Below are 22775 nucleotides of genomic sequence, written 5' to 3'. Positions count from 1 at the left end.
CGGAGGACCTGCCAAACATCCGGGTTTCACCCAGTGTGAATCATTCAGAGCCCACCCAGAAAACCGGGCTGGCCCACCAGACGGTGGCGGTTACCCTGTCCAGCGAACGGGAGGGGAATGTTTGCTTTCAGTTTAAAGCGCCCGGCTGGGACAATCTGGCCGCCTCGGCCAACCGCCTGCTGAAATTCGAGTTTCCGCCCATTCGGGAAATTAAAGTCTATGAGCGCCTGATTAAAACCAATGTACTGTCTACAGGGCTCTCCAAAAAAGCGCTGGAAACCCTTCCCCGGCATTATCTGGAAATTATCTACGCCCATTTGTGGCAAGCCTGGTTTGGTGATCAGACCCAGTTGGCCGATGAATGGCTCAGTCTCTTCTTATTGGCGGAAGATCTGGACGGCTTTTTGCTACCGGCACTGGTTCAGCAGGACATTGAGCAGATTGGATTGCGGGATACCGGGGCTACCCCCAGTTACTACTATCAGGGCGATCTCAACCGGGAGCAAATGGCCACGTTTCTGGCCCGTCACGGCTACCGCACGGATTTTCTGACGCAACAAGAAGGGCCAGACGCAGGCAGCGGTGGCTCTCTGGCCTTGCTGTATCTGGTGTGCCGCCGCTTGACTCACATCCTGCCGTGGACGGCCCTGTTGCAAAAACTGGAACCCGCGGAAGTGGAACGATATCCCCGGCTGGCCTACCTGAAAGCGATTTACGAGGCATTGGGCCAAAAGGGCTGGCTCACCCAGAGCATTTCACCCCAAACCGTTCTCAAGCACCTGAATGCGCTGTCCCTGTGGCTAAATCATAAGGACTTCACCGCCTTTGGCGCCGCCTGCCATCAGGCCCGACCGGTGAAAGCGCTGCTTATCGTGGAAGGGGAAACCGAAAAACTACTGCTGCCGGTGTTCGCCAAAGCCATGAATCTGGATTTCGACCGGCTGGGCATTCACCTGCTGCCCGCTGGCGGTAAAAATCACGTCTTGTCCATCTATCGACAACAGGCCAAAAGCCTGAACTGTCCCATTTTTACGGTGCTGGATCAGGATGCCGCCGACATCGCCGCGGAGCTGCGGGCCAACGCCCGCAAGGGAGACTACATTTTCAGCATTGAGGAAGGCGAGTTTGAGGATATTTACGATTTATCGCTGGTGGTCAAAACCATTAACACCCACTACCAACCCTACCCCGAGGTGACCATGCACAGCCTGCAAACCTTTGCCAGCGAGAACCAGATCAAGGGGCGGGTGCAAACCCTGCGGGCCCTGTGGCAAGCCCACAACCTGGGTTCTTTTGACAAGGTGCGCTTCGCCACCCAATACGCGGAAACCTTTCAGCAAATCGGGCAGGCCGCCCCGGTACCGCCGCCCAAAGCCATTCGTCGCCTGATTGAAACCATTTTGACGATTCGCTATTCCGCCAAGGCCCATCAGGCCTTCTGAACCAGTTGCCGGGACAATCGGGCGGCCCAAAATCTTCCTGTTTCGTCTGAATATAAACCTGAATCGAGTCGCCATTATGCACTGGGAACTGTTTAGCCCCCTCACCACAGAAGCGCCGGAATCCGCCACCGCCCTGACAGCCCTGCCAGAGGGGCTTTTTTACGGCTACAGCGTTTACACCACCTTCAAAATGCCCTTGTCGGAGCAGGTCATTGATTTACACCTGCAACGCCTGAAAAAAGACTGCAAAGCCCTGGGCCTGAGCTGGCGCTTTGCCGATCACCAGATTCTGGGGCAACTGAAAGCGCTGTTTCAACCGAGCAGGCCCGTGTTTCGCCTGACCGTGCTGGCCGATGTGGAAGGCTATGCCGCTTTCTATGATTCTCCCGGTCAAGCCTTGCCCACCCGGTTGATTGTCTCCGCCCGACAAGCCCCGACAGCCACAAACACAGGGTTGCGCCTGAAAACCGTGGCCCACCAGCGCCCCCTGCCCACGGTCAAGCACGGGGCCATGACCGAAACCATCCTGCACAAACGGCAAGCCCTGCAAGCGGGATTGGATGATATTTTGCTGATCAGCAACAGTCCGGATAATCCGCTGGTGCTGGAAACCAGTACGGCCAACGTGTTTGGCATCCGGGATGGCGTACTCCGAAGCTCTGATCCGGTTCGGGATGGTTGCTTGCCGGGCATTACCCGTCACCGTATTCTGGAAGCGGCAGAAGCCCTGCGGGTGCCTGTGGATCTGTCCCCCTTCAGTCTGGCGGAGCTGCTGGATTGTCAGGGTGTTTTTATCAGTAACGCCGTTTCCGGGATTCGCAAGGTGGAACACGTTGACGGACAGATCATTGCCTGGCAACCGTCAGCCCAGCGCCTGATGGACAGCCTGTCGCACACCGTCAATACCTGAGGTGACGCTGGTTAAATCAAGGTGAGGCTGCCTCAACTGTTATTAAAACTCTTTATCTTCCTGCAGAACCCGCACCGAAGCTGAAGTAACCCCCTCCACGTTATTCAGATTGCGGGACAGGGTATTCACATCAGCGTGCATGCCACGCAGATCAATGTTGTAGGTCAGGCTGACCGTTTGAGACTCCGGGTGCCGTTGCACTTTAACGGCCATTGTTTTGGCCGGAAACTTCTCTTCCAGCCATTGCTCAATGGGGGCCATGCTGTCCTCTTTGGCCGTCACCTGAATTTTAAGCAGAATGTACTTCTTCAGGTACTTCTTGAACATGGTGCGCTCCAGACCACCAATGATGAACAGCACCAGAAACGAGAACAGGGTGGCGATAATGGCCAGCTGGTAGGAGCCCACCCCCAGCAACATGCCGATACTGGCCATCATCCAAAGGCTGGCCGCCGTGGTTAAGCCCCGGATATTGGCCCCATGGCGTAGCACCGCACCACCGCCGATAAAACCAATGCCAGGCACGATTTGGGCGGCGATCCGGGCCGGATCGCGAACCATACGGTAGGTGGTATTCGGATCGGCGTTGGCGTAACTCAGTCCCACCGACATATCGGTAATGGAAACCAGGGTAAACACCGTGGCTCCCAGACAAACCAGAATATGGGTGCGCAAACCGGCGGATTGTTGGGTGTATTCCCGCTCCATACCCACCACGGAGCCCAGTAACAGGGCCAGAAAGAGCCTTAAAATGGATTCCTGCAAACTTAATTCCATATCAACACTTCAAACTCTCACCATTCTATGGCCCCTAGGGCCGTCAAACCAACCGTCACGCTCCGGGTCAAAGCCCCGAAAACTGCACAATTAAAGAAAATCCCGGACTCCGTCCATTGTATCAAGCCATTGGTTCACGGCAAAGACCCAGTTGTCAGAACCGCTTCCGACGCTGCCCCTGCAACTAGGCTGAATCCTCGCTGAGGGCGTTCTGATCGAAATAGCGATCCACCAGATTGGAAATACTGCGGGACAGAATGCGATTGTTCTGCACCATGTAGTCAAAGCCATTAAATTCCGCTGAGGGCCCAGACAGGGGCTGCTCCCGGGGTATGGAAGAAACCTGAACCGAAGTCTGCAACCAGGCGGGATTCGTGCGGGCCGTGGCAAGGGATTGCTCAGACTGGAGTACCTGCCAGGCAGAAGACGTGGGGGAGGGTGGCACCGGGGCGAAAACCACCTCGCCCTCAGTGGCGTAAGACTGGTATGGGGAGGGAATTTTCTCGGACAACTGGGCCGCCACATTGGCAAAACCAGCCTCCTGACGAGAGAACCAATCCTTGGTCGAATCAGCGACCCGCTTGACCCGCTTGCTCAGTTTGCGGGTTTCCGCCTTCAAGCGCTGTTGCCTCTCGGCCAGCGTTGTCATGCGATCCACTTCCTGAACAACGGCAGGCTCTTGCTTTTGGGAGTCTTGTTTTTGGGGCTCCGGCTTACCCACATGGCTTTGTCCATGGCGCTCCGGGGGTCTGCCCGGGGCGTTGGCAGGCTTTAAACCATGCCGCTTCCGTTTCCCGACAGCGGGCCCCTGCGGTTGAATCACATCCAGAAATGAGCCCTGCACCGGATCGGTGAAAATATCGTCCAATCCCCGGATTTCACTCTCTTCCGGCTGAAAGGGCCGGATGACCACGGCGGTGTTTTTAATTTCAGCGGCCATCCAGGGGTTTTGCTTACCCCGGTTCAGCCGAATGGGTCTTTGATCGGAAGACTGAGTCCATCGCTCACCCAGCGCCCCATGCACCTTGTAAACCGATAGCGGGCCCGGTGCCTGCAGAGCAACAGGACGCTCAGCCGCCTTGCCATTGACAGGCAGGCCATAAGTTCGTTTGGATGTCCGCTGCAGGAGGCCCAGATTTTGCCTCAGGCGGCTAAACCCTTCCCGCGCCAGAATGGTCACGGTTTGGCTCAACAGACGTAAGACCGTGGCAACCGGCCCACCCCAAAAATTCAGTTGGGTCTGCCCCAGGCTACGGATGAACGATGAAAGCCCGGAATCTTCGTCAGACCCGGTTGAGCCACGTTCATTCCCGAAGGGATCGTTCAACAATAAGGTCATTTACAGCTCCCGCTGAATTCGCCTAGGCAGCGTATGTCACTCACAAAAATGGATCTTGAAACTAAATGGGGCTTTATTTTAAAAAGTAAAACCGGATCAAAAAAATGCGTTGGAAATTCCAAAATGGCGACCCAACAGGGCGTTCCAATCAGGCAACCTATGTTGCACCCTCCTCTATTCTATATGTAGTTTTGTAATGGGGCCATCCCCCCAACACAGGATAAAAAGCAGAAAAACCCACACGCCTCAAGCCATTGGGCTAGTTCTGAACAATCGGCGCTCGCTGATAAACCCGTTGCCCCCGGATATACGTCTCTGAAATCCATTGTTGGTGCCCTTGGTACACCAACCGGGACAGAAGCGCCTCTGAAGTCCCGGGGGATTGAACCGACGGCTTGTCATGAGAAACCGGTGTGGCCGGAAAGTCCAGCACCACAAAATCAGCCTCTTTTCCGGGTTCGAAATTACCCAGACGGTGCCCCTGATGCAAAGCCTCCGCCCCGCCCAAGGTAGCCAAGTAAAACAGGGTGGCCAGCGGCACCAGGGTGTCGGCCTGCATGTACTGGGCGTCCTTCATGACCGTGAGCAGAGAAAGCGTTGGCCCGGCACCCACATCGGAACCCAGCCCCAAACGCAACTGTCGCCGCAAAACCTCCATCAGCCGGAACCGACCGCTTTTGAGGAAAAAGTTGGAGCTGGGACAATGCGCCAACGAGGCATCCAAGGCCTTGAGTCGAGTCAGTTCCCCATCACACAGGTGTATGCCGTGGGCCAGTACAGTGCGGGTTCCCAGCAAGCCGAAGCGCTCATAAACCTCGGTGTAATCGCTGGCCCAGGGGAACTGCGCTTTGACCGCCGCAATCTCGCCCAGTTGTTCCGACAAATGCGTGTGCAGATAAACTTCTGGATACTGGCGACGTAATTCCCCCAGGCCGCTCATCAATTCCTCGGAGCTGGTCAGGGCAAAGCGGGGCACCCAGGCGTATTGTATCCGCCCGTCATTGGCCCCGTGCCATTGCCGGCACAGGCTTTCCGTCTCCTGTAACAACTGGGCCGCCGGGCGCAGCAGAGAATCCGGGGCTTGCTTGTCCATCAGGGTCTGTCCCATGACCACCCGGTTCCCCAATCGGGCAGCCGTTTCAAAGGCAATCTGGCTGGCCCCGGGGTGAGACGTCAGGAATACGTTGGCCAGGGTGGTGCCATTGGCCAACAATTCGCTTAAAAACCACTCACTGATCGTCCGGGCGTAGTCCGCATCCGCAAAGCGGGCCTCCTCGGCAAAAATATGGGTGTCCAGCCATTCGAGCAAACTGGGGGCCTGACAACCGGCCACGGCCATCTGCGGCAAATGCACATGGGTATCCACAAACCCGGGGACAATCAGCTGGTTCGCCAAACAGCGAATCACCGCCACCCCGGCCAGCGCCTCTTGCCACTCAAGCCAAGGCCCACAGGCCGTAATCATCCCCTGAGCGTCGACCAGCAGAACCCCATCCGCCAGATAAACCAGCTCATCCTTTGCCAAGGCGTGCAAAATGGCCCCTCGATAGGCCCGGGAAACAAGCTGACTGGTATTGATAGGGGGTAATGTCACAAACAATGAGGCCTTTTAAACAATTGCTTACTCAGGATATCGGCAAGCAGAAGCACGACTTTGAACGATCGCAAAACTTTCGGGGTTATATCACAAAAGGATCAATTACTTCAACAACCACACCCGACTTTGACTGGTCGGCTCCGTGTACACCAGCTGTAAGCGGCTTTGATACTGGGCAAGGGCAGGCGTCAACAGACGCTGGCTCTCCACAAAAGCGGTGTCCTCAAACACGTACACCTGCGGAAACTGTCGCCCGTAACGCGTTTTTTTCTCTTCGATATAAGCAAACAACTGGGCGTGATTGGCCGTAAACGGGTAGGCCGTAGACTTGCGTCCGCTGTAAAAATAGGTAACGGGGGGTTTGCGGCTGATAATCAGGCTATCGGCAGGCGTGTGATCCCGAATCCACAGGAGCGTTTGGTAGTAAGCCCGGTTTCCGGTGCGCAGGGATGGCCCCTGATGGGCCACCTTCAACCGATACCCGGCGCTGACCCAGTGCAGGGTTTGTATTAAAGAGGCCGTCAGAGCCAGCACGGTCAAAACAGCCACCAGCACCGGTTGCCACTGTCGAAAGGCAGACCGCTTTTGGCTCAGCGCCGCCAAACCTTGCTTCAGCCCCCAGGCCAGACAAAGCAAAATAAGCGGGTACAAGGGCAGCAAGAATCGCTGGCTGATGTACGGGTAGACCAGCAGCACCCCCATGGAAAAGCCGAGATAAAGGGCCGCAAAGGGAAAGGCCCGATACAGCGCCACCAGCCCCACCCCAAACAGCACCCAGACCAGTAGCTTGAGCGGCAGCAAATGAGCCACATTGATTTTGGGGCTGTCCGGCCCGCCCAATCGAAGTTTGAGGGCCGGAATCAGTTGATCGAGAGTGACCTGAGTGTAAGCCTCCACCCGTTGCAGCACATTTTGGGCCAGAATCCGGGGGTTGGCCTGACTGCGGTTCTCATCCAGATGCACCGGCTTATCAATCAGGAAGTGCTTCACGTACTCCAGCTTGATGGGAGAGCGATCCAGCACCTCCTGCACCCCCTGCTGGTTCAGGGAGCTGATATCGCTGCGATGGGCGGAACGATAAAAATGTTCATAGCTCTGCCAGCCACCCACGGTGATCAGAAAGGCCACGACCGCCACCAGCAGGCACTGCCACTGCTTGCGCTGGGCCAAGACCATCAAAAAGGCCAGCACCAGAGCCAGACCAATCTGTCGAGTCAAGGCGCACAGAATGATCAGCATCACTGCCGCCCAGAACCAGCTAATAGCCTGCGCTTTCTGACGGATTGAGGCCTGTTGAAAGCGCCAAACAGCGTAAATTGCCCCCATGGAAAGCGCCCAGAATGGCGTATCCGACAAAATATCGCTGGTGTACTTGAAAACAATGGGGTTAACCCCCACCAACAGGGTCAAAATCAGAGCGATTCGGCTACCCAGCAGGCCCTTGCCCCATACAAAAAACAAAGGCAGACTGAGCAGAAACAACAGACTGATGTAGCCTTTGAAAACCGGCTGCATGGCTTGGGTGTCAAAATTCTGGAAGAGCAGCATCAGGGCGGCCAATTGCACGGCCAAAAAGGGTGGAAAGGTGAAGTAAGGCTGCGGGTTGGGTTCCGAGACCAGCAGGTAGTGCCCCTTGAGCAACGACTGGGCCAGAATGCAGAAAATGGCGCTGTCGTGGTTGACCACCGTGAGGTAAGGGTTCAGCATAAGCCCCAGTAACAGGACTACCAGAGCCAACACTCCCGCCAAGAGCCATTGTTCAGGGGAAAAACGTCGCAACAAAGCCTTCATCGTCCGCTTATCCAATCACCCTAGTCTGTAAAGCGAAACTTGATCAAAGCCTTCAGCGCCCACAGGCCATCCACCCAGGTGATCTTCTTGCCCTCATGGAAGTCCCGGCCCTGATAAGAGATGGGGGCTTCGGCAATCCGGCACTTCTTCTTCAGCACCTTGGCCGTAATCTCCGGTTCAAAGTCGAAGCGGTTGGAGCGGATTTTGATGTTCTTGATCACATCGGCCCGGAACACCTTGTAGCAGGTCTCCATGTCCGTAATGTGGGTCTGATACAACACATTGGTAACCAGCGTCAGCAGTTTGTTACCCAAATAGTGCAATCCGGCAAAGGACTCCCGGGAATCCCCGTTCGTGAGGCGACTGCCATAAACCACATCGGCCTCGTCCTCTACAATCATGCGCACCAGCGGCGGATAATCACTGGGGTTGTACTCCAGATCGGCGTCCTGAATGGCCACGATGTCCCCGGAGGCCACGTCAATGGCGGTTCGCAGGGCGGCCCCTTTGCCCATGTTCTGGGTGTGGTAAATAATGCGGTAATCCGGCTTGGTGGTCTCCAGTCCCCTTAAAATGTCCCGGGTACCGTCCTCTGAGCCATCATCCACGATGACCAGCTCCTTCTCCAGACCACAAAAATCCACGGATTCCACCCGCTCCAGCAAGGTTTCCAGAGAGTCCACCTCGTTATAGACTGGAATTAACAGACTGATTTTCTGACTCGCTTTGCTCATGAACCTTCTCAATATCCGAAAACACTGTGTGACGATTGTTTACAACGTGACCCAAAGACCAACAAGGCGTTGGACCACAGCCAAATGATGGCTGCCGAAAACATTGCCTATGAAATACAGGCCTCTCCAATACTGGCCTCTCCAATACAGGCTCGCCAAATCGCAAAAACGACAAGACAACTGTTCACTGGCCGCTGTACTGTACCACTCCTGGGACGAGAAGCATACCACAATGCCACTATAAAAAGCAGTTTCCAAAGCGGTCGCTGGCTCGCTTCAAAATTTGTTACATCCAAAATCAGGTCGCCAAGGCCATGCGTTGATAAAAAACCTTGCTGTGAGAGAATTTCAGAAGCGCCCGACCTTAGGCAATAAAAAGTTGAGCCCCGACTTAATATGGGCATCCTTTCAGTATCACGACCGGCAGCCAGAAAATTTTGCTTGAAAACTGAAGGTGACCCTGTAAAATTTACATCCTGTACCTTTTTCGTACCTGATCAATCACCGTCGTTACCACCCTAAACCAGAAAGGGACTCAACCAAATTGGACGTGAATGCTGATTCCACGGTCGTCAACCTGGGACGACACCTTTTGGCAGAGTTTTATGACTGCAACCCCAACATCCTGAATAACCTGCAACTTGTACAAGAGGCCATGTTGAGTGCCGCCACAGCCTGTGGTGCCACTGTGGTCGATTCCAAGTTCCATCACTTTAGCCCCTATGGCGTGAGTGGTGCGGTCATCATCTCCGAGTCGCACCTGGCCATCCATACCTGGCCAGAGTATGGCTACGCTGCCGTTGACCTGTTCACTTGCGGGACAGCCTGCGACCCACGGATGGCCTACGAGCATCTTCAGGAGAAGTTCAAGTCCGGCTCGGCCTACTGCTCTGAACTGAAGCGGGGCCTGATTAACCTGACGACCCAGAAAATGATTGAATCCCCTTTCCAGTTAGAGGCCCAAAGTTCCACCACCACTGCGGCGCCCCACGTTGTCGGTTCCCAACAATTAGCACAGCCTCAGGAGGTTTAAGAGAAATGACTATGGTACGTTCTGAATTCGGCCCTCACCTGATGCTGGATTGTCGTGGCTGCAACCTGGAAAAGATCAGCAACCTGGAGTTTGTCTTCAAATTCCTGAACGAGTTGCCGGATCGCATTGGCATGACCAAGATCACCCAGCCCTACGTGTTCCCTTACGAAGGTCTGATCCCGGAAGACAAAGGTATCACCGGCACGGTCATCATCGCCGAGTCCCACATCACCTTTCACTCCTTTATCGACAAGGACTACTTCTTCTTTGACGTGTTCAGCTGCAAGCACTTTGACGTGGACGCTGTGGCCAAAATCGTCACCGAGACCTTTGAAGTCAAACACGTGGATCGCCACGAAGCCACCCGAGGACTGGACTTCCCCCGAAGTCTGGAAGAAAGGGTTCCCCTGGTCGGCGCAACCGTTTAAACCAGATGGGAGATGAGCCAGAAGCCATCTCCCATTTTGTTTGTCCCCACGCTTTTGCTGCCGGGAAGGGCCAAGCCCACAAGCGCGCATCGGCAGCGCATACGCCTTATTTGAATTGGAGGAATCAGCAATGGATTTATGGGTGCGGGAGCGATTTCAGGATCGTACCGAGCTGGGTTATAAGGTGACTCAGGTTTTACACCACTCCGTGTCCGATTTTCAGGAAGTGGACGTGGTCGACACGGTGGCCCTGGGGCGCATGCTCTTTCTGGATGGCATGGTCATGACCTCCGAGCGGGATGAATTCATCTATCACGAGATGATCGCCCACATCCCCATGCTGGCCCACCCCAACCCCAAGACCGTTTTGGTCATTGGCGGCGGCGATGGCGGCACCATTCGGGAAGTGCTGAAGCACCCCTCCGTGGAGCGGGCCGTGCTGTGCGAAATTGACGGCGAAGTGATTGAAGTCTGCAAGAAATACCTGCCCTCCATCGCCGGGAAACTGGATGATCCCAAGGTGGAAATTGAAGTGCGGGACGGGGCGGCCTACATCGCCGAGCATCCCAATACCTTCGATGTCATCCTGATCGACTCCACCGACCCCATTGGCCCCGGTGAGAAGCTATTCACCAAAGAGTTTTACACCCACGTGCTGGCCGCCCTGACCGAGAACGGTATTATGGCCTGCCAAAGTGAATCCCCGGTGGCCGTGCCCGATGAGTGCGTTCGCATCAACCGCCTGCTGAAGTCCGTCTTCCCCTATGTGCAACCTTACACCGCCTGCATTCCCTCCTATCCCGGTGGGCAGTGGACCTGGAGCTTCTGCTCCAAAGGGCTGAAGCCGTTGGATCAGATTAACGAATCGGTGGCCGCCGAGCTGGAAACGCATTGCCGCTTCTACAACCGGGAGATTCACAAAACCGTATTCGTGCTGCCCAACTACGTAAAAGCGGTTTTCGCCGGGGAACCGGCGGGAGTGGCGAGCTGATGCTGAGCGGGCCGTTTATCCCTCGCAGCTGGATGGGCGCTTGCGATACGTTTGAAGAGGCCGACTGGGTGCTGGTGGGCCTGCCCTACGATGGCACCACCTCCTTCCGGCCCGGCACCCGCTTTGGCCCGGAGGCCATTCGCAACGCCAGCTGGGGACTGGAAACCTACTCCCCTATCCAGCATGCGGAATTGAGCCAGGTGCGTTATTTCGATGCGGGCGAGCTGGAATTTCCCCAGGGCAACCGGGATGAGATTCTGGCCATCATTCGGCAGAACGCCAGAGAGACACTGTCCGCGGGCAAGCGCTGGCTGGGCCTGGGCGGGGAGCATCTGGTGACCTTCCCGGCCATTGAGGCCTACGTGGAAAAATACCCGGATCTGGCGGTATTACACTTTGACGCCCACGCCGACCTGCGGGATGACTACCTGGGCGAAAAACTCTCTCACGCCACGGTGCTGCGCCGGGTGACCGAGCTGATTGGCCCGGAACGGCTGGTGCAAATCGGCATTCGCTCCGGCCCCAGGGAAGAATTTGAGTGGATGCGCCAGAACGGCACCCTGCTGGAAAAACCGGAAGACCTTGCCCGTGGCTTGCAACGCCTGCAAGGCCGGCCCGTCTTTTTAACCATCGATCTGGACGTGCTGGACCCCTCCATTTTGTGTGGCACCGGCACCCCGGAACCCGGCGGGATGAGCTTCAGCACCTTTATGGACTGGCTACTGCCCTTTGCCGGGCTGAATTTCGTGGGCGCCGACGTGGTGGAACTCTCTCCCCACTACGATGCCTCAGGCGTGTCCAATGTGGTGGCGGCCAAAGTGGTGCGAGAAGTCTTGCTGCTGGGCACCCCGGAATCCCGGATTTAAGGGACTGCGCTAAATGAAAACGATTCCGCTGAAAGCCATTCAGCCTTAAAACCATTAAGAAGGTTTAAGAAACGTGAAGGCGTGGCAAAAAAGTCATGTCAACACTGTCTCCTTCAACCCATCATCCCCTTTCTTTTTTGTTGCCACTCAAAAGAAACAGAAAAGCCCCGAGTTTGCTACGGGGCTTTTTAATGCCTGGAAAACCATTTTCACGCCAAAGGCAATAAAAAACCCCGGCCTATCCGTGCCGGGGGATTCAAACGCGCTGCTCGTTCCAGGTTAAAAAGACTTTGGCCCCTGCGCCTCGGGTCCCATACACCTCAAGGGCTTCCCTCCGGGCCGGACCGCATGGCGTTGCGAAACAGGGAAAATCGCCAACCCCACAAAAACAGTTGCCGATGATAGGTTCCCAATTCCTCCAGCGTCAGAAAGGTCAGGTCTCCCGTCCTCAAATCCGAGGATCGAAGAAGCCGCCGCTGGCTGTCCTCTTCGGCATCCTGCAAGGCAAAAAGAACCTCGGCCACAGTCAAAAAACAGGAGTGGGCCCATTGAAACCGGGTAGAGATGTTGATTTCATCCCGCATGAAGTTGATCTCCCACAAGAGCTGAATGGGACGTGAGGGATCACGCCAAAGTGCCTGCACCGCAAGCGACTGGTTCGCTTTGAATGACCTGTGGAGTCCCTTTACCGTCATAGACACAACCCTTGAATACCCCGCCCGATTATTTTTTAATCAGGCCAGATTTCAGGATCATTCGGGCAGTGGGTGAGATTGCAAAAAAGCCGGTGGTTTGACACCCCAGCGGGTCGAGGCGTCGTGTTGGGCCCCCTCGAAATTGGCCCACTCAATTTCAGCGTCCCGAAAGTCGGTGCTGTTTAAAATGGCGCCGGAAAAATCGGCATCCTGCAATTGGCACTTTTGCAAATTGGCCCGGGTCAGGTCTGCGTCTTTAAAGTCGGCCTGATTGGCTTGCGCCCCGGTCAAGACAGCCTCCATCAGGGAGGCCCCGGCCAGCTTGGCTTCCTGTAAATTGCAGTGCAGCAAATCGGCCTCTTCCAGATTGGCCATGTAAAAATCCGTTTCCCGGCAGGATGCACGGGATAGGTCGGCCATAATCAGCACGGCGTCGTTCATGTAGGCGTAATCGAAGGTGCAACCAGTCAGGTCGGCCACACTAAAATTAATCCCGGTCAGGTCCTTGGCCGTAAAATCCAACCCGGAGAGATCGATGGGGCTGAAGCCCTGAGAGCGACGGAAATCATTGAAGGCCTCCACGCCTTGCTGAATGATCAGGTCAAAAATACGGGCCTTGAAGGCTTCGTTTTGATTGCGAGATGGATCGGCAGGATTGCTCATAATGTCTGATTAAAGCCAAAACCCACTTGATTTTCAATCCTTGATAGTATGCCAACGCCCAGGCGGTAAATCAGGCCAATGAGTCCAAGAAAGAGAAGCAAAATAATATTTATCAAACAGGTCACGAAACCAGACATAGCACATCATCAAATCCACATGCAGCATCAGGGCAGCAAAAACGGCGTTATTGGTATTGACCTGTCCCCCCTCTTCCCTGTTCACTTTAAAACAGCGGATTTTTTGAACGTCCCGGGCCGTCAGGACAGCGATTATTAAAGCACCGATACAAAAAACAACGGTAGAAAAAGAGTTGTTATAAAAGTACGCCTGGAACACCAGCAAAAAGAACCCACTCCAAAAACTTGCCATCAAAAAAATAATCCGTTTGGACAATTCTCCTTTGGCCCAAAATCCATAGGAAGCTACTCCTGCAAACATAAAAGCATTTAAGCCCAAAAAAGAAAGGATAAAATTAAGATTGAAAAGCTCATACACAAACGAAAAGGTACACGCATTAATAAGACAATTAAAGAAAAAAAAGAACTTAGCCCCAGCCTTGACAGGCTTCACCCCTTCGAACTGTATACGACGCGTTAAGTCCAGTCCATATATTATTTGCAAGGCGAAAGAAATCAAGTGTAGAAAGATCCTCTCCACAGGATTAACAAGCCAAGCCAAAACGGTGGTAATGCCGTAAGCCAGCAGGACAGTGATTATTAATCCGGAAAGCGTCCAGAGATAAATTTCTGGCAAAAGCCCGATGTACCCGTGGGTCAAGTCCGCTTTTGAATGATTGGGAAGAAGCGACATTTTGAGTAACATTCCCGTTGCGTGTTGCCGACCTGTGAAGAGTATATCGGCCCAACCCGCATAAAACCTGAATGAATTTTACAAGTAGAAACAACATCCGCCTCACTCGGTGCCGTCCTTGGAATTTGGGTGCCTTTGGGCCATAATACCGGAGTCGTATCAGGCCACTCTGTTTTTCAGGGGCCAGTTGCAGGGGAATACGCCACCATGCTTGCCACGCTCTCGTCGGAAACCGAATCGTTACTGAAATCGCTCAATCTCACCCCGGGGGAATACCGGAAGATCTGTAATCACCTGCAGCGGGAGCCCAATTTCAACGAAATCGCCATGTTCAGCGTGTTGTGGAGCGAGCATTGCTGCTACAAGAACTCACGGCATCTACTAAAACTGCTGCCCAACAAGGGACCCCGGGTGGTGGCAGGTCCTGGGGAAAACGCCGGAATCATCGACATTGGCGACGGCATCCAGATTGCTTTCAAGATAGAGAGCCACAACCACCCCACCGCCGTGGAACCCTTTCAGGGCGCAGCCACCGGGGTGGGCGGCATTCTGCGGGATATTTTCACCATGAACGCCCGGCCCATCGCCAACCTGAACTCCCTGCGCTTTGGGCCCCTGTCCTTCCCGGACCGGGGGGAGAACGAGCCCACCCAAAGCCATAACCGCTACCTGTTTGCCAACGCCGTGCATGGCATTGGGCATTACGGCAACTGCGTGGGCGTTCCCACCGTGGGCGGCGAAGTCTTTTTTGACGAGTGCTACAACGGCAACCCTCTGGTCAACGCCATGGCCGTGGGGATTCTCTATGAAGGTGATGAAATGCCCTCCGCCGCAAAGGGCGTAGGCAACCCGGTTCTGTATGTGGGTTCCGCCACCGGAAAAGACGGCATGGGCGGGGCGGCCTTCGCCAGCAAGGAACTGGATGAAAACAGCACCGCCGATCGGCCTGCCGTGCAAGTAGGCGATCCCTTTGCCGAGAAGATTCTGATTGAAGCCTGCCTGGAAGCCTTTGCCACCGGCTGCGTGGTGGCCGCGCAGGACATGGGGGCCGCCGGGCTGACCAGTTCCAGTTGCGAAATGGCCGCCAAAGGCCATGTGGGCATGATCATGGATCTGGACAAGGTGCCCGCTCGGGAACCGGACATGCAGCCGCATGAGTACCTGCTTTCCGAATCTCAGGAACGTATGCTGATGGTGCTGGAAAAGGGCAAGGAGCAGCCGGTGCTGGATGTGTTCGCCAAATGGCGCATTCCAGCGGTGGTTGTGGGCGAAGTCACTGCCGATGAGAACATCCGGATTTTCCACAAAGGCCAACAAGTCGTGGATTTACCGGCCAAACTGCTGACTGATTTAGCCCCCTCTTACGATCGGGGATTGAAGCCGCCGGAGCCTGAATTGGCCAAAGCCCGCCGCAGCGTGGACCCTCGGGAACGTTTCGCCGATATTCAGCCTCAGGACGTGCCCCACTGGCTGGAGCGCCTGTTTGCATCCCCCAATATCGCCCAGCCCACTGGTGTGATTCGGCAATACGACCGCCACGTGCAAAATAATACTATTCTGGCTTCCGAAAACCTGGGCTCCGGGGTGATTCGCCTGCGGCGTAAAGACGGCACATTCTCCGGCAAGGCCTTGGCCATGACCGTGGATTGCAACGCCCGCTATGTCTATCTGGAACCTTACCGGGGCAGCCAGTTCGCCGTGGCGCAGGCCTGCCGTAACATGGTTTGCACCGGGGCCCTGCCGCTGGCCGTCAGTGACAACCTGAACTTCGGGAATCCGGAAAAGCCGGAAATATACTACCAGCTCTATTACGCCGTGCAAGGCATTAAAGATGCCTGCGAAGTGTTTGAAACACCGGTCATCAGCGGAAACGTAAGCCTGTATAACGAGCATTCCGGCGAGGCCATCTTCCCCACCCCCACCATTGCCATGATTGGCCTGATTGAGGATGAGAAAAAAGTGATGGCCCCCGCCCTGCGTCAACCCGGCCTGCGTTTGGCCCTGCTGGGACGCTTTAAACCGCAACTGGGTGGCAGCGAGTACCAGAAACTACGGGCCGGTCTGATTGAAGGGCCTCCCCCGGAAGTGGATCTCAAGCAGGAAGATCGGGCTATGAAACTGGTCTTGTCCCTGATTGACCAGCAACTGGTCGAGGCCGTGCAGGATGTTTCCATTGGCGGGTTGCTGCCCACCTTGCTGGAAATGACCTTCCAACACGAGTTGGGCATCGCATTCAACCGCAGCGCGCTGGCCGGTCAATGCCGTCTGGATGAGTGCCTGTTTGGCGAAACCGGGGGAACTTATATCGTGGCTTACCATCCCGATCAGGAGGAATCCTTCCAGGCCCTGTGCGGCGAAAAAATGGACTGGATTCCCATTGGTCGCACCACGGACGAATTCACGCTAAGGCTGGAGGATCAGCCGCCCATGGCCCTTGCCCCCCTGAAAACGTTATGGAGCCAGACCCTTGCCAACCTCTGATTTGAGCGCTCAGCCCCAGTTTGAGCCGCAGCCGGTGCCTTACAAATCCATTCACGAAGAATGCGGCGTGTTCGGCATTCTGGATAAAAACTCCGCTGGGCTGGGGCATACCCTTTACTTTGGCCTGTACGCCCTGCAACACCGGGGCCAGGAGAGTTGCGGCATGGCCGTGTTTGACAACCACCAACTGCGCATCCACAAGGAAATGGGACTGGTCAATCAGGTTTTCAACGAGAGTCTACTGGAAAGCCTGACCGGCCAAATCGGCATTGGCCACACCCGGTACTCCACCACCGGAGCCAGTAACCTGGACAACGCCCAGCCCGTGGTGGCCCGCAGTCCCTTTGGGGGCATTACCCTGGCCCACAATGGCAACCTGATTAACACCGAACAACTGCGGGACTTTTTAAAGCAGCATCAGTACCTCAGCCAAGGCAGCAGCGACAGCCACCTGATTTTAATCTACATCAACTATTTGCTGAATCAGGGGAAACCGCTGAAAGAGGCAGTGAAGGAAGCCATTAACGCTTGCGAAGGCGCTTTTTCCATCGTCATCGCCACCGGGGACACTCTAATCGCCGCCCGCGATCGCCACGGATTGCGCCCCTTCTGCATGGGGCGAAGTAAAACCGGGGCTCTGGTGGTGGCCTCTGAAACCTGCGCCCTGGACATTGTTGGAGCCACCTACGAACGGGACATTGAGCCCGGCGAAATTCTGATTGCCACGCTGGATGATTATTACGCCGGTTTAGAGACTGAGGGTGTGGGCCGTACGGAATCGATTTTTCTGGATGGCCCCAGAAAAGAACACCTGTGCGTGTTTGAACTGGTCTACTTTGCCCGTCCCGATAGCCTGATTCACGGGCAATCCGTTTACAACTACCGCATGAATCTGGGGCGTCGGCTGGCCCAGATCTCCCCGCCGGTGGAAGCCGATATTGTCATCCCCGTGCCGGATTCCGGCAACGTAGCCGCCGTTGGCTACAGCCGGGAGTCGGGAATTCCTTACGTGGAAGGCCTGATCAAGAACCGCTACGTGGGCCGCACCTTCATCAGCCCGACGCATGAGCTTCGGGAAAAAGGCATTCAACTGAAGCTGAACCCGCTGAAGGACGTATTGGCCGGTAAGCGGGTGATTGTGGTGGATGATTCGATTGTGCGGGGCAATACCAGTCGTAATCTGGTGAAAATGCTGAAAGACTGTGGCGTCAAGGAACTGCACCTGCGCATTTCCTCGGCCCAGGTAACCCATCCCTGCTTCTATGGCATTGATATGTCCCAACAAAAAGAGCTGATTGCCAACCAGATGGAAAACACCGAGAAAATTCGGGAGTTCCTGGGTGTGGATTCGCTGGCTTACCTGTCGGTACAAGACATGGCGGAGGTGGCCGGTTACGAGGCCCCTTGCACCGCCTGCTTCAGTGGGAATTACCCGGCGGGAAAGCCGGTCGATTTTGTCCCGCTGAGCCTGACGCAGGCATCGGTATGAACCCGCGACCGGGTGTGCTATAGTATCGTCTACCGCACCTCCGGTATGATCCTTGCGCGGCGCATGGAAGATGAACCTTGTCAGGACGGGAACGTAGCAGCAATAAGTCTACCCCTGCGGGTGCTGCAAGTCCTTCATCCGGAACCGGCATTTGGCAACAGATGACGGGGTGCGGTTTTTTCATATTCAGATTCCCCCACTGGCCAATGATTTATGAACCCACCCGACCCGCCAACCTATCAACAACAGCATGCCGAGGCCGTGGCCCGGGGCGAGCATTATTACACGGATGCCCGGACCGGCTTTCTGGTGTTCACGGAGCTGTATCATCTGGCGCGAGGGTTGTGCTGCCAGAATGTATGCCGCCATTGTCCGTATGGTTTCACGGGGTTCTCGGCATCCTCAGCGGAACCCTCGACACCCAAAGACACGCCTTAAACCGAGTCAGCGCGCAGTGATCGCTTAGCCTATCGGGCAGCGATATCCTTTGCTAGTCGGTGTGGCCGTAGCCGCCCTGCTCTAGCAATTTAATGCGCTGATCCAGGGTCTGGGACAGCTCCTGGGCCACCTGCTCCAGACGGGGAACGCCCAGCCCGTGAAAAGTGGAAAAGTGTTTGAGCTTAAAAGAGGTCAGCACAACGCGATCCGGGCTTTTCACATCCACCAGCAGCTTGGAGCAATTAAACACGCCCCCACAGCGCAACTCAACCCGGTAGTCAGCCTCCAGGGCGTTCTCAGTCAGGCTGAGATCGGAGGTTCTGCCCATTTCCCGGTCCAGCAGCTGCCAGAAACGGGTTTCCTTGGCCGGTGGCGTGGGATACTGGGCCACCCTATTGGGTGGAAAATCTGTGGTAAAAAGGTACAACAGCTTACGCCCAGCAGCAGAACTGCTCACCGCGGGCTGGGAGTATGGATCATCCGCATCCTGAGCCTGAGCCAGTCCCGAAAGCAGGGCACTAACCAGCCAGGGAAAAGCCAGCAGTGCCATTAGCGAGAAAATCGTTTGCCGTTTTTTCATGGGAATTTCAATGACCTCAAACGCTCAACTACCCTGCCGACCAGTCTTTGCCCCCTTCCAGCAACAATCCTGCGCCCTGTCGGGGTAAAGCAGCCCTTTGACCCCGTTGGAACATTCCCCCGGCGGCGGCAACCTCTTGCCATTCTAGGGGAGATTCATCGGGGAAGGGATCGTTCAACTGGAGGAGAGGGCGAAGCATTCATCCAGAAGCAAGCCCACTTTGGAGGGCATGCCCACCGGCATGAAGTGAAAACCATCGGCAAAGGGCTTGAGTTCCTGAACCACCTCGGCGCAGTAACGAATGCTCTCCAGCACCGGCTGACTGGATCGCTCCAAGAGCGAAATAAAGCTTTCCGGGATATTCACTCCCACAATCTCCCGGTTCATGCGCCGGGCGGCCTGTGCCGAATGGGGCGGAATAATGCCCAACAACAACCGGGGCGGCGGGCAACCCAGCTGATCCCCCAAATCCCGCAACAGGGTCAACATGGCTTCCACCGGTTCAGGGTGATACACCGGTTGGGTCTGGAAAAAGTGAACAGGACGTTCCATTTTTTGCTTCAGGCGCAATTGCTGGGCCCGGTTGCCCAGTTTGAAGGGATTAATGGCGGCCCCCACGGTAAAATCGGTGCCGCCCCCTTTTAACCCCTGCCCGCAGGCATCGTTCCCGGTGTTCAGGGCGCCCACCAAATCCAGCAAACGCACCGATTCCAGATGAAAGACCTGCTTGGCATGCTCTTTCTGATCGCCAATCTGCACTGGATCGCCGGTAAGGGCCAGAATATTGTGCAGGCCCAAGGCGTATCCGCCCAATAAATCGGCTTGTAGGGCAATCAGGTTGCGATCCCGACAGGTCAACTGCCACACGGCCTCAATGCCGGTGTGATCCTGAATGAGCTTGGAGGCGGCCATGGAACTCATTTTGAGCATGGAAAGCTGACAGTCCGGCACGTTAATGGCGTCCACCTTACCTTTTAAGGCCAGGGCATGTTCCAGCAAGCGGCTGACGTCCGTCCCTTTGGGGGGAGACAATTCCACGGTGATCACCGGCTGCCCGGATGCCAACTTATCCCTCAGCGACAATGCCAATCGCTCCTTCTACCCTGTAAACCGCCTGATACGCAAACCTGACTTCCGCTCCCCTTCAAGGAAGCACACCCGCCAGAACATTCAGAAAAACTGTGATTATTCTATCAAAATCAGCAGGCTTCCGCTTGGAAAACCTGAGCGGAAGCCTGTACTCGGAATAGTGGTATTTTAAACGGCCAGCATGGACTGGGGAGAAAGGTTGGCCAGACCAGTGGCCGTTTCAAACATCTGGGCAATGCGGAACAGCCTCTCTTCCGACAAATGCGGGCCCATCATTTGCAAGCCGATGGGCAAATGGTTCTTGTCAAAGCCGCACGGCACGCTCAGGGCCGGAATGCCCACCAGATTCACCGGGATGGTGGCGATATCAGAGAGGTACATGCTAACCGGGTCATTGGCTTTTTCCCCGATTTTAAAGGCGGTGCTGGGAGAGGTGGGACAAATCAGCACATCCACTTGCTGCCAGGCCTTGTCAAACTCGTGCTTCAGTAACTGGCGAACTTTTTGGGCTTTGCCGTAGTAGGCATCGTAATAACCGGAACTGAGGGAGAAGGTACCCAGCATGATGCGCCGCTTGACCTCGGGGCCAAAGCCTTTAGCCCGGGTTTTGCAATAGGTTTGGTAGATGGTGTCGCCTTCCTCCCGCAAACCGTAGCGCACCCCGTCAAAACGGGCCAGGTTGGAGCTGGCCTCTGCGGTGGCGATGATGTAATAGGAGGCCACGGCGTAGCGGATACTGGGAACGGACAAGGTGTGAATTTCCGCGCCCAGCCCCTGGAAGGTTTCAATGGCCCGCTTCAGGGACTCGGCCACTTCCGGCTGCATGCCTTCGCCGTTCAACTCGGAAATCACGCCCACTTTCAGACGCTCAACCGGCTGATCGATACGCGCCAGATAGTTCGGCAATGGCAGGTTAAGCGAGGTGGAATCCCGGTTATCAAAGCCGCCAATCACTTGCAGCATGGCCGCCGTATCCTTGACGTTGCGAGCAAAAGGACTCACCTGATCCAGACTGCTGGCGAAGGCTACCAAGCCGTAGCGGGAAACCAGTCCATAGGTCGGCTTCAGCCCCACCAATCCGCACAAAGCGGCCGGTTGACGCACGGAGCCACCGGTATCAGAGCCCAGCGAAATCAAGGTTTGCTCGGAAGCCACCGCAGCGGCGGAACCACCGGAACTGCCTCCGGGAACCCGTTCCAGATCCCAGGGGTTGCGGGTCAGCTTGGTGGCGCTGTTTTCGGTAGAGCTGCCCATGGCAAACTCATCCATGTTGGCCTTGCCCACAATGGGTAGCAAATGGGCCTTCACCTTGCCAGTTACTGTGGCGTCGTAGGGAGAAACATAACCGGACAGCATCTGGCTGCTACAGGTGGTGGGATACCCTTTGACGTTGATGTTGTCCTTCACCGCCAGTGGCACACCGGCCAACAAGGGCAGGGTTTCTCCGGCCTTAACCTTGCGATCCACCTCGGCGGCTGTCTCGGCGGCTAGTTCCCGAGTGAGGGCGTTAAAGGCGCCCACCTGGCCATCCACGGCGTCAATGCGCTTAAAGGTCTCTTCCAGAACGGAAACGGCACTTTTATGGCCGCTTTGAATTTGCTGATGCAGTGAAAGGGCACTTAATTTCTCGGTCATGGCGGTTGGGTCCAATTCTTTCCTTGAGGGGTGGATATGACTGGATTGTACCCCAAAGGAAAGCCCAAGCCCACACTTCTCTCACCAGCTTTTTACAGGTGCCGCCCCCCTAAAAAAGATATCCTGAACACCTCCAGAAAGCAGAAGAAATGTAACAGTTCGTCACAAAACGATCAAACCAGCCCATTGAATTGTTTTTTTATTATTAGTCACAGGTGAATTCTAAGCCAAGGCATCACAAGGGGGTCGTCGCTCATGGCCAGTCCGCAGTTGTACCTGACACTTGCCAAAAACTTCTTTCAACGGAACAACCCCGTGGAAACCTTGATTATGGGAACGATACAAGGCATTTATAACCTGGTGACCCTGAAAAGCCGCATGAAACTGCTAAAGTATCGCTACATGCTGGAAACCCAGAAACTGGAGCGGATTGAAAAAACCCTGAATGAATTCAACCCCTACGAGAACCTTGGGGCCAAAATGCACCGCACATTCTAGGGCGATATCAATCTCAGGTAGCACGATTTTCATCAATTGTGTTTTTAAGCATTTGGAACAGATTTTCCTCGAACACAGGAATTTCCAAACGCGGCACACTAGAGGATAGGACAAGCCAGATATGGGCTTTGCAGCCAACCAGGCAAGACTCATGGGTCTGATTTCACGACAGTCGGATCTGGAACTTGAGGCACAGTTCATCGAACAGCAGAAGATGTTCTATGCCAACATGACCAGCGGCTTCTTCAACCTGTCCGCCAAGTTAGACCCCAACTCGCCCGCCGCCAAAATTCTGGAAGGCCGCATCAAGCAACTGCAGCAGGCCGACAAAATTTTAGATATGCACCTCAAGCGCATCAGCTCCCAGCGGGAAGCGGTGGTGAAAGAAAAAGAAAGTCTGGACAAGCTGATCAGCGAAAACATCAAGTCCAGCTTCGGGGCCATGGGCAAATAAAAAAGCCCCGGCCATTCTGTAAACGGGTGGTTTCC

At 55.3% G+C, this 22775-nt stretch carries 23 protein-coding genes and 1 other RNA gene; 13 read left to right on the top strand and 11 right to left on the bottom strand.

What is annotated here, in order from left to right; all coding sequences use genetic code 11:
• Positions 1 to 35: 35 nt before the first annotated feature.
• Both DF283_RS04505 and DF283_RS04500 read left to right on the top strand, forming a co-directional pair.
• On the top strand, positions 36 to 1442 hold the full coding sequence (locus tag DF283_RS04505; RefSeq protein ID WP_303673518.1) for a TOPRIM nucleotidyl transferase/hydrolase domain-containing protein: 1407 nt from the start codon (positions 36 to 38) through the stop codon (positions 1440 to 1442).
• Positions 1443 to 1518: 76 nt separating this feature from the next.
• Positions 1519 to 2352 carry an aminotransferase class IV gene (locus DF283_RS04500; RefSeq protein ID WP_303673517.1) on the top strand — a complete coding sequence of 278 codons (834 nt, stop codon included), beginning with the start codon at positions 1519 to 1521 and terminating at the stop codon, positions 2350 to 2352.
• Between the two features lie 42 nt (positions 2353 to 2394).
• On the opposite strand, the gene DF283_RS04495 is transcribed toward DF283_RS04500, so the two are convergent.
• From DF283_RS04495 to DF283_RS04475, 5 genes are all read right to left on the bottom strand, one after another.
• Positions 2395 to 3129 carry an MgtC/SapB family protein gene (locus tag DF283_RS04495; protein ID WP_303673516.1) on the bottom strand — a complete coding sequence of 245 codons (735 nt, stop codon included), beginning with the start codon at positions 3127 to 3129 and terminating at the stop codon, positions 2395 to 2397.
• Between the two features lie 184 nt (positions 3130 to 3313).
• Complete coding sequence (locus tag DF283_RS04490) at positions 3314 to 4468, bottom strand: hypothetical protein (RefSeq protein ID WP_303673515.1); 1155 nt, start codon at positions 4466 to 4468, stop codon at positions 3314 to 3316.
• Positions 4469 to 4727: 259 nt separating this feature from the next.
• Positions 4728 to 6062 (bottom strand): guanine deaminase, encoded by a 1335-nt coding sequence (gene guaD / locus DF283_RS04485; RefSeq protein ID WP_303673514.1) that lies wholly within the window; start codon positions 6060 to 6062, stop codon positions 4728 to 4730.
• A 105-nt stretch (positions 6063 to 6167) separates the two neighbouring features.
• Positions 6168 to 7856 carry a hypothetical protein gene (locus DF283_RS04480; RefSeq protein WP_303673513.1) on the bottom strand — a complete coding sequence of 563 codons (1689 nt, stop codon included), beginning with the start codon at positions 7854 to 7856 and terminating at the stop codon, positions 6168 to 6170.
• Positions 7857 to 7876: 20 nt separating this feature from the next.
• Positions 7877 to 8590: a glycosyltransferase family 2 protein gene (locus DF283_RS04475; RefSeq protein ID WP_303673512.1), complete on the bottom strand. Its 714-nt coding sequence runs from the start codon at positions 8588 to 8590 to the stop codon at positions 7877 to 7879.
• 577 nt (positions 8591 to 9167) lie between these two features.
• On the opposite strand from DF283_RS04475, the gene speD (DF283_RS04470) reads away from it, so the two are divergent.
• The 5 genes from speD (DF283_RS04470) (at position 9168) to DF283_RS04450 (ending at position 12191) form a co-directional block, all read left to right on the top strand.
• The gene (speD, locus tag DF283_RS04470) at positions 9168 to 9623 is read left to right on the top strand and encodes an adenosylmethionine decarboxylase (RefSeq protein WP_443082988.1); all 456 of its coding nucleotides are present in this window, start codon (positions 9168 to 9170) and stop codon (positions 9621 to 9623) included.
• 5 nt (positions 9624 to 9628) lie between these two features.
• Complete coding sequence (gene speD, locus DF283_RS04465) at positions 9629 to 10051, top strand: S-adenosylmethionine decarboxylase (protein WP_303673511.1); 423 nt, start codon at positions 9629 to 9631, stop codon at positions 10049 to 10051.
• A 130-nt stretch (positions 10052 to 10181) separates the two neighbouring features.
• Positions 10182 to 11042, top strand: coding sequence for a polyamine aminopropyltransferase (gene speE / locus DF283_RS04460; RefSeq protein WP_303673510.1), 861 nt, complete (start codon positions 10182 to 10184; stop codon positions 11040 to 11042).
• A complete protein-coding gene (speB, locus tag DF283_RS04455) occupies positions 11042 to 11908 on the top strand; it encodes an agmatinase (RefSeq protein ID WP_303673509.1) in 867 nt (288 codons plus the stop codon). The genes speE and speB overlap by 1 nt, the downstream gene beginning before the upstream one ends.
• Positions 11909 to 11981: 73 nt before the next feature.
• Positions 11982 to 12191, top strand: a complete 210-nt coding sequence (locus DF283_RS04450) for a hypothetical protein (RefSeq protein ID WP_303673508.1) — start codon at positions 11982 to 11984, stop codon at positions 12189 to 12191.
• Between the two features lie 37 nt (positions 12192 to 12228).
• On the opposite strand, the gene DF283_RS04445 is transcribed toward DF283_RS04450, so the two are convergent.
• The 3 genes from DF283_RS04445 to DF283_RS04435 form a co-directional block, all read right to left on the bottom strand.
• Positions 12229 to 12492: a hypothetical protein gene (locus tag DF283_RS04445; protein ID WP_303673507.1), complete on the bottom strand. Its 264-nt coding sequence runs from the start codon at positions 12490 to 12492 to the stop codon at positions 12229 to 12231.
• Positions 12493 to 12660: 168 nt separating this feature from the next.
• A complete protein-coding gene (locus DF283_RS04440; RefSeq protein WP_303673505.1) occupies positions 12661 to 13266 on the bottom strand; it encodes a pentapeptide repeat-containing protein in 606 nt (201 codons plus the stop codon).
• Positions 13267 to 13299: 33 nt separating this feature from the next.
• Positions 13300 to 14076 (bottom strand): Bax inhibitor-1 family protein, encoded by a 777-nt coding sequence (locus tag DF283_RS04435; protein WP_303673504.1) that lies wholly within the window; start codon positions 14074 to 14076, stop codon positions 13300 to 13302.
• Between the two features lie 207 nt (positions 14077 to 14283).
• Between DF283_RS04435 and purL the strand changes: the two genes are divergently transcribed.
• The 4 genes from purL (at position 14284) to DF283_RS04415 (ending at position 18484) form a co-directional block, all read left to right on the top strand.
• Complete coding sequence (purL, locus tag DF283_RS04430; protein WP_303673503.1) at positions 14284 to 16557, top strand: phosphoribosylformylglycinamidine synthase subunit PurL; 2274 nt, start codon at positions 14284 to 14286, stop codon at positions 16555 to 16557.
• Positions 16544 to 18046 carry an amidophosphoribosyltransferase gene (purF, locus tag DF283_RS04425; RefSeq protein WP_303673502.1) on the top strand — a complete coding sequence of 501 codons (1503 nt, stop codon included), beginning with the start codon at positions 16544 to 16546 and terminating at the stop codon, positions 18044 to 18046. Before purL ends, purF begins: the two co-directional genes overlap by 14 nt.
• Before the next feature lie 48 nt (positions 18047 to 18094).
• An RNA gene (gene ffs, locus DF283_RS04420) (signal recognition particle sRNA small type) lies at positions 18095 to 18182 on the top strand.
• A gap of 77 nt (positions 18183 to 18259) precedes the next feature.
• Entirely contained in the window at positions 18260 to 18484 is a 225-nt protein-coding gene (locus tag DF283_RS04415) for a DUF5522 domain-containing protein (protein ID WP_303673501.1), read from the top strand.
• A gap of 52 nt (positions 18485 to 18536) precedes the next feature.
• Here DF283_RS04415 and DF283_RS04410 read toward each other — a convergent pair whose 3' ends face one another.
• From DF283_RS04410 to gatA, 3 genes are all read right to left on the bottom strand, one after another.
• A complete protein-coding gene (locus DF283_RS04410) occupies positions 18537 to 19064 on the bottom strand; it encodes a hypothetical protein (protein ID WP_303673500.1) in 528 nt (175 codons plus the stop codon).
• A gap of 174 nt (positions 19065 to 19238) precedes the next feature.
• Complete coding sequence (locus DF283_RS04405) at positions 19239 to 20147, bottom strand: methylenetetrahydrofolate reductase (RefSeq protein WP_303673499.1); 909 nt, start codon at positions 20145 to 20147, stop codon at positions 19239 to 19241.
• 174 nt (positions 20148 to 20321) lie between these two features.
• Positions 20322 to 21788, bottom strand: coding sequence for an Asp-tRNA(Asn)/Glu-tRNA(Gln) amidotransferase subunit GatA (gene gatA / locus DF283_RS04400; protein WP_303673498.1), 1467 nt, complete (start codon positions 21786 to 21788; stop codon positions 20322 to 20324).
• A 255-nt stretch (positions 21789 to 22043) separates the two neighbouring features.
• On the opposite strand from gatA, the gene DF283_RS04395 reads away from it, so the two are divergent.
• Positions 22044 to 22286: a hypothetical protein gene (locus DF283_RS04395; RefSeq protein WP_303673497.1), complete on the top strand. Its 243-nt coding sequence runs from the start codon at positions 22044 to 22046 to the stop codon at positions 22284 to 22286.
• Between the two features lie 151 nt (positions 22287 to 22437).
• Positions 22438 to 22740 carry a hypothetical protein gene (locus DF283_RS04390; RefSeq protein ID WP_303673496.1) on the top strand — a complete coding sequence of 101 codons (303 nt, stop codon included), beginning with the start codon at positions 22438 to 22440 and terminating at the stop codon, positions 22738 to 22740.
• Positions 22741 to 22775 lie beyond the last annotated feature (35 nt).

Origin of the sequence: Vampirovibrio chlorellavorus (assembly GCF_003149375.1) — a bacterium.
GTDB lineage: Bacteria > Cyanobacteriota > Vampirovibrionia > Vampirovibrionales > Vampirovibrionaceae > Vampirovibrio > Vampirovibrio chlorellavorus_B.
The sequence above is the reverse complement of the archived record's forward strand: the minus strand, read 5'-3'. Positions and strand labels throughout refer to the sequence as shown.